General features: G+C 72.8%; 11 protein-coding genes. 7 read left to right on the top strand and 4 right to left on the bottom strand.

The window, feature by feature from the left end:
• The first annotated feature begins 50 nt into the window (after positions 1-50).
• The 5 genes from ACFOYY_RS34600 to ACFOYY_RS34620 all read left to right on the top strand — a co-directional run bounded on the left by ACFOYY_RS34600 (position 51) and on the right by ACFOYY_RS34620 (position 7,529).
• The gene (locus ACFOYY_RS34600; RefSeq protein WP_386195359.1) at positions 51-1,481 is read left to right on the top strand and encodes an SWIM zinc finger family protein; all 1,431 of its coding nucleotides are present in this window, start codon (positions 51-53) and stop codon (positions 1,479-1,481) included.
• On the top strand, positions 1,478-2,887 hold the full coding sequence (locus tag ACFOYY_RS34605) for a DUF5691 domain-containing protein (protein WP_386195361.1): 1,410 nt from the start codon (positions 1,478-1,480) through the stop codon (positions 2,885-2,887). The genes ACFOYY_RS34600 and ACFOYY_RS34605 overlap by 4 nt, the downstream gene beginning before the upstream one ends.
• On the top strand, positions 2,884-3,951 hold the full coding sequence (locus ACFOYY_RS34610) for an ATP-binding protein (RefSeq protein ID WP_352011498.1): 1,068 nt from the start codon (positions 2,884-2,886) through the stop codon (positions 3,949-3,951). Before ACFOYY_RS34605 ends, ACFOYY_RS34610 begins: the two co-directional genes overlap by 4 nt.
• A gap of 129 nt (positions 3,952-4,080) precedes the next feature.
• The gene (locus ACFOYY_RS34615) at positions 4,081-6,369 is read left to right on the top strand and encodes a DUF5682 family protein (protein ID WP_386195364.1); all 2,289 of its coding nucleotides are present in this window, start codon (positions 4,081-4,083) and stop codon (positions 6,367-6,369) included.
• Positions 6,366-7,529 carry a VWA domain-containing protein gene (locus ACFOYY_RS34620; protein WP_352011500.1) on the top strand — a complete coding sequence of 388 codons (1,164 nt, stop codon included), beginning with the start codon at positions 6,366-6,368 and terminating at the stop codon, positions 7,527-7,529. Before ACFOYY_RS34615 ends, ACFOYY_RS34620 begins: the two co-directional genes overlap by 4 nt.
• 58 nt (positions 7,530-7,587) lie before the next feature.
• On the opposite strand, the gene ACFOYY_RS34625 is transcribed toward ACFOYY_RS34620, so the two are convergent.
• Together ACFOYY_RS34625 and ACFOYY_RS34630 are read right to left on the bottom strand one after the other, a co-directional pair.
• Positions 7,588-8,028 carry an acyl-CoA thioesterase gene (locus tag ACFOYY_RS34625; protein ID WP_362775643.1) on the bottom strand — a complete coding sequence of 147 codons (441 nt, stop codon included), beginning with the start codon at positions 8,026-8,028 and terminating at the stop codon, positions 7,588-7,590.
• Position 8,029: 1 nt separating this feature from the next.
• Positions 8,030-8,659 carry a helix-turn-helix domain-containing protein gene (locus ACFOYY_RS34630; RefSeq protein ID WP_352011502.1) on the bottom strand — a complete coding sequence of 210 codons (630 nt, stop codon included), beginning with the start codon at positions 8,657-8,659 and terminating at the stop codon, positions 8,030-8,032.
• 165 nt (positions 8,660-8,824) lie between these two features.
• On the opposite strand from ACFOYY_RS34630, the gene ACFOYY_RS34635 reads away from it, so the two are divergent.
• Together ACFOYY_RS34635 and ACFOYY_RS34640 are read left to right on the top strand one after the other, a co-directional pair.
• The gene (locus ACFOYY_RS34635) at positions 8,825-10,180 is read left to right on the top strand and encodes an MFS transporter (RefSeq protein ID WP_352011503.1); all 1,356 of its coding nucleotides are present in this window, start codon (positions 8,825-8,827) and stop codon (positions 10,178-10,180) included.
• A 460-nt stretch (positions 10,181-10,640) separates the two neighbouring features.
• Entirely contained in the window at positions 10,641-11,645 is a 1,005-nt protein-coding gene (locus ACFOYY_RS34640; protein WP_386195368.1) for an enolase C-terminal domain-like protein, read from the top strand.
• Between the two features lie 73 nt (positions 11,646-11,718).
• Here the strand turns inward: ACFOYY_RS34640 and ACFOYY_RS34645 are convergent, their stop codons facing one another.
• Positions 11,719-12,018 (bottom strand): hypothetical protein, encoded by a 300-nt coding sequence (locus ACFOYY_RS34645; RefSeq protein ID WP_352011505.1) that lies wholly within the window; start codon positions 12,016-12,018, stop codon positions 11,719-11,721.
• A 101-nt stretch (positions 12,019-12,119) separates the two neighbouring features.
• Positions 12,120-12,566 carry a helix-turn-helix domain-containing protein gene (locus ACFOYY_RS34650; RefSeq protein WP_362911529.1) on the bottom strand — a complete coding sequence of 149 codons (447 nt, stop codon included), beginning with the start codon at positions 12,564-12,566 and terminating at the stop codon, positions 12,120-12,122.
• Between the last annotated feature and the right edge of the window lie 42 nt (positions 12,567-12,608).

The raw sequence follows: 12,608 nt of genomic DNA on the forward strand, positions 1-12,608 counted from the left end.
CCGATCCTAGGCCGCTCTTTTTGTCGGCGACGTTGGCTAGCGTTCGGCGTGTGATCGAACGGTGGAACCGGGATCAGGTGCTCGCGCTCGCGCCTGACGCCCCGTCGAGAAAGGCGGCCCAGGGGGTCTCCTCACCCGGCAAGTGGTCGGGTGCGGGCGCCACGGCCGAGGCGGTGTGGGGCGAGTGCGCGGGCAGCGGCTCCAAGCCGTACCGCGCGTGCGTCGACCTGTCGGAGCCCGCCTACCGGTGCAGTTGCCCCAGCAGGAAGTTCCCCTGCAAGCACGCCCTGGGCCTGTTGCTGCTGTGGTCGGCCGACGCCGTCCCCGCCGCCGAGGAGCCCGCCGACTGGGTGGGCGAGTGGCTCGACCAGCGCCGGACGCGGGCGGAGAAGGCCGCGACCGCCGCCACCTCGGCCGCCGAGGGCGGTAAGGGGAAGGCCACCCCCGACCCCCGCAGGGCCGAGCAGCGTGAGCAGCGCGTGAGCGCGGGCCTGGCCGAGCTCGAACTCTGGCTCGCCGACCAGGTCAGGCAGGGCATCGCCGGGTCACGGCGGCACGACCACTGGGACGACCTCGTCAAACGTCTCGTCGACGCCCAGGCCCCCGGTGTCGCGGGTACCGTCTCCCGCCTCGGTGACGTGCTGGCGGGGGAGGACTGGCCCGCCCGTCTCCTCGGCGAATACTCCCTGCTGCACCTGCTCTCGGTGGCGCACCGCCGCATGGCCGCCACGCAGCCGTACGGCGCCGGCCACGGTGGTGGGGAGGGCGACGGCGGAGGGCTGGTCCGCACGGTCCGTGACCGGATCGGCTTCCCCGTCGCGAAGGAGGAGGTGCTCGCCGAGCCCGCGGTCCGCGACGTGTGGGACGTGCTGGGGCGCCGCGACTCCGAGCAGGACAGGTTGATCACCCGCCGGGTCTGGCTGCGCGGCAGGAACACGGGCCGGGCCGCCCTCGTGCTCTCCCACGCCCCCGTGGGACAGGCGCTCGACGCCTCCCTGGTCACCGGTGTCTCCCTCGACGCCGAGCTGGCCTTCTACCCCGGCTCCGCGCCGCTGCGCGCCCTGGTCGCGGCCCGTCACGACGGCGCCGTTCCCGTGCTCCCTCCTGCGGGACGCACCCCGGGGGAGGCGCTGGAGGAGGTGGCCCGCGCGCTGGCGGGAGATCCCTGGCTCGACTCATGGCCCGTCGTGCTGAGGGAGGTGACCCCCATGACGGCTCAGGGGAAGACCGGGTCCTGGCTGCTCGGCGGCCCGGACAGTGGCCCGGACAGTGGCCCGGACGGTGGCCCGGACAGTGATCCGAAAGGCGGTCCGGGCGCTGGTCTGAACCGTGGCCTGCCGCTGCACCCGTCGGCGGGCACACCGTGGCGGCTCGTCGCGGTCTCCGGCGGGCGCCCGCTGACCGTCGCCGCGGAGTGGACCCCGCGGGGGCTGCTTCCCCTGACGACCTGGGACGACCAGGGAAGGGTGATCGTGCTGTGAACTCCTCGTGGAACCCCACGCACGGCTGGGAGGACCTCGTCTCGGCCGCGCTCGTCGGCACCGACCGCCGTCCCCTCCCCTCGGGGGCGGCCACCCCGGAGGCCGAGCTGTTCGACCACGCCGCGCTGCTGACCGTCAGGGCGCGCGCCGGTCAGACGCCGCGCGAGGGCCGCCCGCTTGAGGCCGCCCCGCAGGAACGGCAGCCGGAGGTCTCACGGGCGGCCGGTGACAGGCTCGCCCGCATCCTGGGCGGTGAACGGCCGAGACTGCTCACCGAGTGGCTGCAGGCCGCCGCCGCGCGCGGTCACCGGCTCAGCCCGCACCTGCTGCCCGAGCTGCTCGACCAGGCGGCCAGGGACCGGTCGATCCGTCCCCACCTGGGCGTCCTCGCGGGAGCCAGGGGCCGCTGGCTGGCCGGGCTCAACCCCGCCTGGGGCTTCCTGCTCGAAGAGGTCACCGCGCCGGGAGCCGCGCACGAGACGTGGGAGCTGGGCACCTCGGGTGACCGTAAGGCCCACCTCGGCGCGGTGCGGGCGGCCGACCCCGCACGGGCCAGGCACCTGCTTGAGGAGACCTGGGAGAAGGAGACCCCGCAGGACCGCGCCGCCTTCCTTGAGATCCTGGCCGACGGGCTGTCCCTCGACGACGAGCCGTTCCTGGAGAACGCGCTCGACGACCGTCGCCGGGAGGTCCGTCACGAGGCGGCCGACCTGCTCACCCGGTTGCCCGGTTCCCGCCTCGCGCTGCGCATGGCCGAGCGGGCCGCCGCCTGCCTGCACACGGAGAACGGTGAGCTCCACATCGCCCCGCCCCTGGCCTGCGACGCCGCGATGGAGCGTGACGGCGTCAGGGCCAAACCCCCCAGGGGAACCGGCGAGCGAAGCTGGTGGCTCCAGCAGATCGTGGCCAGGGCACCCCTTGAGATCTGGCCCAGGCTGTTCGGCCGCCCGCCCGGAGAGCTGGTCCGGATGAAGATCCCCGACTGGGGGCGCGAGGTCATGGCGGGCTGGGTCAGGGCGACCGTGCTCCAGGGCGACCCCGAGTGGGCCCGCGTCCTGTTCGCCTGGGACCCACTCGCCGACCTGCTGGCCGTGCTGCCCAGGAAGGACCGGGAGGACGTGGCGGCCGGGTTCGTCCGCAGACACGGCCTCGACGGACAATTGATCATGGTTCTCGGTGGCGCCGCGGCGCCCTGGGGCCCCGACCTCGCGCTGGCGGTGCTGGAGAAGATCCTCCAGGTCTCCGGCACCCAGCCGTGGAACCTCAGCGAGCTGAGCAGGCTCGCGGGCGAGCGCATCGACCCCGCCCTGTACGGCATGGCCGAACGCCTCTCACCCGAACCCCCCATCCAGGAGGTCGCCGCCCTCCTGCGTTTCCGTGACGACATGTTGAAGGAGCTTCAGTGACGACGGTCCTGCGGGCCCACGCCGAAGACCAGTACGCCGACGAACTGGCGATCCTGGCCAAGGACGACGACCGGCCCCGCCCTCCGGGCTGGAAACTGTCCCCCTGGGCGGTGACCACCTACATCCTGGGCGACGGCGACCGGATCACCCCCAAGTACATCGGTCCGAGGCGCATCGTCGAGGTGGCGGTCGCGACCCTGGCCACCGACCGGGCGCTGCTGCTGCTCGGCGTCCCCGGCACCGCGAAGACCTGGCTGTCGGAGCACCTGGCGGCGGCGGTCAGCGGTGACTCGACCCTGCTCGTCCAGGGCACCGCAGGCACGGCTGAGGAGGCCGTCCGCTACGGCTGGAACTACGCCAGGCTGCTCGCCGAGGGGCCGTCACGGCAGGCACTCACCCCGAGCCCGGTGATGCGCGCCATGTCCGAGGGGCGCGTCGCCAGGGTCGAGGAGCTGACCCGCATGCCCTCCGACGTCCAGGACGCGCTGATCACCGTGCTGTCGGAGAAGACCCTGCCCATCCCCGAGCTGAACGAGGAGGTGCAGGCCACCCGGGGGTTCAACGTCATCGCCACCGCCAACGACCGCGACCGGGGCGTCAACGAGCTGTCCAGCGCGCTGCGCCGCAGGTTCAACACGGTCGTGCTGCCGGTCCCGGCGACCGCGGAGGAGGAGGTGGACATCGTCTCCCGCCGCGTCGAGCAGCTCGGCCGTTCACTGGAGCTGCCGCCCGCGCTGACCGGCCTTGAGGAGATCCGCCGCGTCGTCACGGTCTTCCGTGAGCTGCGCTCGGGGGTCACCGAGGACGGCCGCGCCAAGGTCAAGTCCCCCAGCGGCACGCTCAGCACCGCCGAGGCCATCTCGGTCCTCACCAACGGCATCGCGCTGGCCGCCCACTTCGGCGACGGTGTGCTGCGCCCCGCCGACGTGGCCGCCGGGATCGTCGGCGCCGTGGTGCAGGACCCGGTCTCCGACCGGGTGGTCTGGCGCGAATACCTGGAGACCGTCGTCCGCGAACGCCAGGACTGGCGCGACTTCTACCGGGCCTGCCGTGACGCGGGCTGAGAGGACCACCGTGACGCGGACCGCCGGGGTGCGGGGCGCTGTGGCACGGGCCGCCGGAGCGCGGGCTGAGACGGCTCGGGCCGGGGCGGTGCCCGCCGGCACGCGGGAGCCGACCGTCGGGAGGCGCCGGTGAGCGTCTCCGTGCTGGGGGTCCGGCACCATGGTCCCGGCTCGGCGCGCTCCCTGCGGGAGGAGCTGACGCGCCTCAAGCCCGACATCGTGCTCATCGAGGGGCCGCCGGAGGCCGACGACCTGGTCGGGCTGGCCAAGGATCCCGAGCTTCAACCCCCGGTCGCGCTGCTGGCCCACGTCCCCGGTGAGTCGTCCAAGGCCGCGTTCTGGCCGTTCGCGGTGTTCTCCCCCGAGTGGCAGGCGATCCGGCACGCGGTCGAGGCGGACGTCCCGGTCCGTTTCTGCGACATGCCCGCCGCGCACAGCCTCGCCCCGGCCTCCGAGGAGCGGGACGAGGAAGGGAACGAGGAGGACGACCGGGCGCCCGCCGTACGGGCCGATCCGATCGGCGCGCTCGCCCACGCCGCCGGATACGACGACCCGGAACGCTGGTGGGAGGACGCGGTCGAGCACCGGGGGGACACACCGTTCCAGGTGATCGCCGAGGCGATGGCCGCGGTCCGGGAGGGGCACGTCCCCGGCGAGGAGGAGGCCCGGCGGGAGGCCTTCATGCGGCGTGCGATCCGTACGGCGATCAGGGACGGCCACGAGCGGATCGTCGTCGTCTGCGGCGCCTGGCACGTGCCCGCGCTGGCCGGGCCGCCGGACGCCGGGTCACCCGGCGGTGCCTGGGGGGCCGGGCTGCCGACGGCCAAGGCCGACGACGCGCTGCTGCGCGGCCTGCCGAAGGTCAAGGTCGAGACGACGTGGGTGCCGTGGACGTACGGGCGGCTGGCCGCCTGGAGCGGATACGGCGCCGGGGTGACCTCGCCCGGCTGGTACCACCACCTGTTCACCGCGCCCGACCGTCCGGTCGAGCGCTGGCTGACCGAGGCGGCGGGCACACTGCGCGCCGAGGACCTGCCCGTCTCATCCGCCCACGTCATCGAGGCGGTACGGCTCGCCAGGAGCCTGGCCACGCTCAGGGGAAGACCGCTGGCCGGGCTCGCCGAGGCGACCGAGGCGGTCAGGGCGGTGCTCTGCGAGGGTGACGACCTGCCGGTCGAACTGGTCCAGCGGCGCATGGTCGTGGGAGAGCGGCTGGGCACGGTCCCCGACTCGACCCCGATGGTCCCGCTGCAGCGCCACCTGCGTCAGGAGCAGCGCCGGGTACGGCTCAAGCCGGAGGCCTTGGACCGCGAGCACGACCTCGACCTGCGCAAACCCCTCGACCTGGAGCGCAGCAGACTGCTGCACCGGCTGCGCCTGCTCGGCGTCGGCTGGGGGACGCCGAAGGAGAGCCGGGGCAAGGGCACCTTCCGTGAGTCGTGGACACTCGCCTGGCGGCCCGAGTTCGACATCGACCTGATCGAGGCGGGCGTGTGGGGCACGACCGTCCCCGCGGCCGCCGTCGCCCGGGTCCATGACCTGGCACGCGGCGGGCAGGAGAAGCGGGAGGTCCCGCTGGCCGTCCTCACCGGCCTGGTCGAGCAGTGCCTGCTGGCCGACCTGCCGGACGCGCTGCCGTACGTGATCGAGGTCCTGTCCGAACAGGCCGCCCTGGACGGCGACGTCACGCACCTGATGGCCGCCTTCCCCGCGATGGTGCGCGCCCAGCGCTACGGCGACGTGCGCGCGACCCCCGCGGAGGGGCTGGCGGCCGTCGCCGACGCCATGCTCACCAGGATCTGCCTCGGGTTCGGCGGCGCCGCCGCCGGGCTCGACGAGGACGCCGCCCGCGACCTGCTGAAACACGTCGACGCGGTGCACGCGGCCGTGACCCTGCTCCAGGACGCCCCGGTGCCCGAGGGGGAGGACTCACCGGCGGCGCGTTGGCTGGGCGCGCTGCGCGGGGTCTCGGGACGTTCCGGCCTGCCCGGGGTGATCGAAGGACGCCTCACCAGGCTCCTGCTGGACGCCGGGAACCTCGAAGCGGGCCAGGTGGGCGCCGTCATGGCCAGGGCCATGTCCGCTGGGCACCCCCCGGCCCGCGCCGCCGCCTGGGTCGAGGGCTTCCTGTCCGGGGGCGGCCTGCTGCTGGTCCACGACTCCCGGCTGCTGGCGCTGATCGACGAGTGGCTGACCGGGCTGGCGCCGGAGACGTTCGTCGACGTGCTGCCGCTGCTGCGCCGTACGTTCGGCGCCTTCGCCGCACCCGAGCGGCGCTCGATCGGCTCCCGGGTCAGGTCACTGGGCACCGGGGAGGGCCCCGCCATGACCGGGGACGCCGAGGAGATCGACGAGGAACGCGCGGCGGCGGCCACGCGCACCGTGCTGGCACTTCTGGGAAGGACGGAGATCGCGTGACGGACGAGAGGCTGCGCCGCTGGCGGCTCGTGCTCGGCGGCGACGCGGACGGCACCGGATGCGCGCTCGGCGGGGTGGACGCGCAGATGGACGGCGCCCTGGCGGCGCTCTACGGCGGTGGGGAAGGCGGCAGGGAGGGCGGTGAGCGGAGCGCGGGCCTCGGCGGCTCCGCACCCAGGGTGGCGCGCTGGCTGGGGGACATCCGCTCCTACTTCCCCTCGACCGTCGTGCAGGTCATGCAGAAGGACGCGGTCGAACGGCTGAACCTCACGCGGCTGCTGCTCGAACCGGAGATGCTCGAGGCGGTGGAACCGGACGTCCATCTGGTCGGCACCCTGCTGTCCCTCAACCGGGTGATGCCGGAGAAGGCACGCGAGTCGGCCAGGGCGCTGGTCGCGAAGGTGGTGGCCGACCTGGAGCGCCGGCTCACCCAGAAGACGAAGGCGGCGGTGACGGGGGCGCTCGACCGCGCCGCCAAGACCAACCGGCCCCGCCGGGTCGCCGACATCGACTGGGACCGCACGATCAGGGCCAACCTGCACAACTACCTGCCCGAACGCGGCACCGTCGTGCCCTCAAGGCTCGTCGGGTACGGCAGGCGCCAGCGCGCGGTCCAGCGGGAGGTCGTGCTCTGCATCGACCAGAGCGGGTCCATGGCGGCCTCGGTCGTCTATTCGAGCGTGTTCGGCGCGGTCCTCGCCTCGATGCGCTCGCTGAAGACCTCGCTGGTGGTCTTCGACACCTCGATCGTCGACCTGACCGAGCAGCTCCACGACCCGGTCGAGCTGCTGTTCGGCACGCAGCTCGGCGGTGGCACCGACATCAACCGGGCCATCGCCTACTGCCAGGGGCTCATCACCCGGCCCACCGACTCGATCTTCGTCCTGATCAGCGACCTCTACGAGGGAGGCGTCAGGCAGGAGATGCTCCGCAGGGTGGCCCAGATGACCGCGGCGGGCGTCCAGGTGATCGTGCTGCTGGCGTTGTCCGACGAGGGCGCGCCCTTCTACGACCACGAGAACGCCGCGGCCCTCGCCGCTCTCGGCGTGCCCGCCTTCGCCTGCACCCCCGACGCCTTCCCCGGCCTCATGGCCGCGGCCATCGAGCGCCGTGACGTCGGGGTGTGGGCCGAGCGGGAGCTGGGGGTCGCGGCCACCTGACCCGGTCCCGGCGGGGGCGGTACGGAGGCCCGGCCCCGCCGAAGGGCGACGGGAACGATCAGGGCGCGGGGCAGAGCAGGGGGCCGACGGCCTCACGCAGATCGGGGGAGATGGGGGAGGGGCGGAGGGTGGCCGGGTCGAGCTTCACCTGGACCCGGCGGCCCTCGGCGTGCACGACCGACATGTCGGCAGACAGCACGCGGAAGCCGTACACGAGGCTGGTCGTGCCGAGGTGCTCGACCCAGAAGTGCACGGACGCCTCGCCCACCTTGGAGATGGGGGCGTGGTAGGTGACGGAGAACTCGCGCACCACGAAGAACAGGTCGGCGAAGTGCGGCTCCGAGGGGTCGAAGGCCCAGCCCCGCGCGGCCCAGTAGCCCGAGAGGGCCCGTTCGAGCAGCAGGACATACCGGGCGTTGTGCACGACGCCCATGGCGTCGAGGTCCTCGAAGTGGATCTGGACGGGGTGGACGTGCCCGGGTAGCAGGGCGGTCGTCATGTCAGGCCTCCGGGAGGATGCTGGGGTCGGTCGCCAGGGTGCGGAGCCGGTCGAGCACGGCCCGGCGGGCGTGCTCACGGCTCCGTTCGTGCTGGAGCAGGCGGGTGTGGACGACCACCACCGCGCCGAGTGCCTCGATCTCGAAGGCCAGCTGCCGGGGGTCGGTCTCGGGCCGGAGCTGACCCAGGGCGACGGCCCGCCCGGCGAGCCCGGCCAGCAGGTCCATCCAGTCGTCGATCGCGGCGGCGACGGCGTCACGCACCGGCCCGGGCCGGTCGTCGAACTCACTGCCGACGGCCTGAAAGAAGCAGCCGCCGGGCAGCCGCTCCGAGGCGTAGAAGTCCAGGCGGAGCTCGTGCAGGGCCAGCAACCTGGGCAGCCCCCGTGGCGCGCCCAGGGCGGGCTCGACGATCTGCTCGATCCACTGCCGCCGGGCGTGCTCCACGATCGCGAGCTGCAGGGACCGCTTGTCGGGCCAATGCGCGAAGAGCCCGGACTTGCTGACGCCGAGCGTCTGGGCGAGCCGGGCGAGCGAGAGGCCTTCGAGGCCCTCGACCGAGGCCAGGCGGACGGCGGCGTCGAGCACCGTCCCGCGAGTTCGCTCGCCACGCAGAAGCCGTCCGTCGATCACGCGCCCACCCTAGCAAACAATATGACCGATCGGTCGCACATATTTTCACGCACGGCCCACGGCGCACGGTTCGCGGGGCGTGGTTCTACGGCGCGTGGTCCTACGACCAAGGGCCGACTCACGGGACCGATGCCGGGGCGGGGCGGCGACCGTACCGTCCAGTGCATGACTTCCACCGTGGTCGAAGCCCCCCAGGAGGGGATGTTCGCCGAACGTTATCGCGCACTGACGGTCGGTATGGTCGCATTGATCGTTCTGGTCGCCTTCGAGGCGCTCGCGGTCGCCACCGCGATGCCGGTCGTGGGCCGCGAACTCGACGGGATCGCGCTCTACGCCCTGGCCTTCAGCGGGGCGCTGGCCGCCGGGATGGTCGCGACCGTGCTCGGCGGGCGCTGGGGAGACCTGCGCGGGCCGGTGGCCCCGCTCTGGACCGGAATCGGGGCCTTCGCCGCCGGACTGGTCGTGGCCGGGATCGCGCCGACCATGGACGTGTTCGTCCTCGGCCGGTTCATCCAGGGATTCGGCGGCGGGATCTTCCAGGTGGCGCTGTACGTGCTGGTCTCTCGGGTCTATCCGGCACAGATGCACCCCAGGGTGTTCTCGGCCCTGGCCGCGGGCTGGGTCGTGCCGTCCATGGCCGGGCCGCTGGTCGCGGGCGTCGTGGTCGAACATCTCGGCTGGCGCTGGGTCTTCCTCGGCGTGCCGATGTTCGTCCTGCCCGCCGCGCTGCTGCTCTGGCGGGGCCTGGCCGTCGTCCCCGAAGGGGAGCGTGAAGAGGAGACGGGCAGGCGCACCCCCATCGCCAGGCGTCTCGGCTGGGCCGCGCTGACGGCCGTCGGCGCGGCCCTCATGCAGTACGGCGGAGCGGCCCGCGGCGTCGGGCTCGTCCTGCTGGCCGCCGGGCTGGCCGTACTGGCCCTGTCACTGCCCAGGCTGCTGCCGCCGGGCACCCTCAGGGCCGCGCGGGGCCTGCCGTCGGTGATCGCGCTGCGCGGCGTCGTCGCCGGCACCGCCCTCGGCGCTGAGGTCTTCCTGCCGCTCATGCTCACCGGGGAACGGGGACTGTCACCGGCCGCGGCCGGGATGGTGCTCACCGCGGGCGCGCTGGCCTGGGCGTTCGCCTCGTGGGTCGTCGGACGGGGCTGGATCGGCAGGGTGCTGATCCTGCGGGCGGGACCTGTCATGATCGCCCTGGGCATCGCGCTGATGGCTCTGACGATCTTCCCCGAGGTCCCGGTCGCGCTGGCCGTCGCCGGAGAGACGATCGTGGGACTCGGCATCGGAAGCGTCTACCCCACGTTGTCCGTGCTCGTCCTGGAACTGTCGAAGCCTGGGGAGGAGGGGGAGAACAGCGCCTCGATGGGCATCGGCGAGTCGGTCTTCACGGTCGTCCTGGTCGCGGTCGTCGGGGCGATCGTCGCGGCCTTCGGCGCGTCCGGGCCGGTGTACCTGGCCTGCTTCGCGCTGACGGCGCTCGTGGCCGCCACGGGCACCTTCGCCGGGGGCCGCTTCAGGACCTGAGCGGGGACCATGGCCGGGGACGGTTTGAGGGCTGAGCGGGACGCGGTCGGGGGGTGATTCGGGCCGGTTCGGAGTTTGAGCGCGAGATCCGGCCGGGGGCGGTTTGAGGGCTGGGCGGGACACGGTCGGGGGCGGTTCGGAAGCCGGGCGCAGGTCGCGCCGGGGGTGGAGGCCCGGCCGGTTCGGGGCGGGAGCGGTTCGGGGTTTGAGCGTGGGGCGTGGTCGGGGCGGGGCCTGGACCGGGGCCGGTTCGGGGCCGAACGTGGGTCGGGGCGGGGACGGTCGGGGCCCTGAGCGTGAGGCGCGGCCGGACGGGGAGGTCCGTGGCCGTGACACCATGGGGAAGACGCCGAGCGCCTTTCGTGTTGGGAGAAGGAGTCCCGCCCCAGAGCGGGACTCATTGTGTTTCCGAGACGTCTCCCAAGGCGTTTTCCCGATCTGTACGGAATCGAGGGGGTCCATGCCGCGCGTACGTGAGCTTGAGGTGTTCCGGCTGGTTCTGCCCTACGGCAGGCGTCCCGAGGCGGTCCTCGTCCGGCTCACCGACTATGGGGGCATGACCGGGTGGGGGGAGATCGTCGACCCGGGCCCCAAGACCTGGAGGCTCCTGCAGGAAGAGCTGAGCGGCGCGCTGATCGGCCTCGACTGGGAGCATCCCGACGAACTGGGCGACGTTCCCGGCGGACCGGCCGCCGACATGGCCTGCTGGGACCTGTGGGCGAGGATGCGCGGCGTGCCGCTCTCCCACGCGCTCGGCGGTAGCCGTACCTCGCTGATGGCCACCGTCAGGATCGGCGCGGAACGCAACCTGGAAAGCCTGGTCGCACGGGTCAACCGGCACGTCTGCGCCGGATACGCCCACGTCACCCTGGACGTCCACCCCGGCTGGGACGTCGAGCCGCTGCGCGCGGTGCGTCAGGCCTACCCCGCCCTCGGCATCGGCGTCGACGCGCGTGGGGGCTACACCGACGCCAGGGCCCTTGAGGCGATGGACGCCTACACGCTCTCGTCCATCGAGCGCCCCTTCACCGGTCTCGCGGGCCACGCCGACCTGCAGGAACGCGTCGCAGCCCCGGTGCTGGTCGAGGTCTCCTCGGCCGCCGAGCTCGACGAGGCGGTGGTCACGCGCGCGGGCCGGGCGCTGCTGCTGCGCCCCTCGGCCATCGGCTCCCTGCGTGAGGTACGGCGGATGCACGACATCGCCGCCGCGGCCGGATGGGAGATCGCCTGCTCGGGAGGCCAGGGCACCGGCCTGGCCAGGGCGGCGACGGTCGCCGCGGCCAGCCTGCCCGGCTGCGGGCTGCCCTGCGACGTGGCCGAACCCCCGCGCAGCGCGCAGATCGTCACACCGCCGGTGGGTGCCTCGGACGGCGTGATCGCAGTACCGCTCACCCAGCCGGGCCTGGGCCACACGGTCGACGTCAATCGTGTCCGCCGCCTGGCCAAGGAGACCTACGCCGTCTGAGCGGTGGCTCAGTTCATGGTCACCGCGCCACGGCGCGCTCGGTCGGTCGGGCACGACTCACGAGCCGGGACGGTCAACGTTCGCGTTCCCGTCGTAGCCTCTGGATCTCGCGGTGCAGCTCACGCTCACGGTTCGCACGCAGCCGCTCGTGCCACTGTGTCCCCCGTTCGGCAGCCTCCTGGTCCATGCGCGCCTGGGCGTCCGCGACCTCGTTCAGGACGAGCCCGGAGCCGATGAGCGTGGCCAGCACGACGAGGGTGAACAGGCCGACCGGGCCGGTGACGAATATCAGGGCGAGAATCGCGAGACTTCCGAAGAATACGATTTTTGCGGCGTTGTCTATCGCGTCGATGTTTCTGTCGAAGAACGACATTCGTTAACGCTCTCCTCGTGGGGAGTGGCCTGCTTTCGGGTTCGCGGGGTCGCGGCGGGATGGGAACGGTTTTGACGGCGGGTGGAGTTCCCGGGGATGGACTACGGTCTTTCTGTGCCGTTTCCGGGTGATGGGCGATTGCCTTCCGGCCACAGCCCGTGCGCGTACTCCATGAGATCCTCGGTGACGACGCGACGGTGCCTGCCCACCAGCCGGTAAGGGATCAGGCCGGCCTCCAGCAGGCTGATCAGGTAGGGGCGCGACACGCGCAGCACGTCCGCCGCCTGCTGGGTGGTCAGTTCGGCCCCCGAGGGGATGACCGAAACGCCCCGGCCTCGTGCGACCTGCGTCAGAACGTGGGCGAGCAGGAGGAGGGCCTCGCGTGGGAGAACCAGCGGATTTTCGTCACCTGGGTCGGCGGTGAACCGGACGCCGCTCTCGCCGGGGTGTCGCCTGAGAATCTCTTCGAGCCGCCCGGCGGCGTCGGCCGCTTTTCGAGTGTCCATCGATCCTGGATTGACCGAGAACTTGACGTGAATGCCGGGCACGTCTATCTTCCCCTCGTAATCGCACTATCTGAAACAGGCGAA

Source organism: Streptosporangium jomthongense (assembly GCF_042650425.1).
GTDB lineage: Bacteria > Actinomycetota > Actinomycetes > Streptosporangiales > Streptosporangiaceae > Streptosporangium.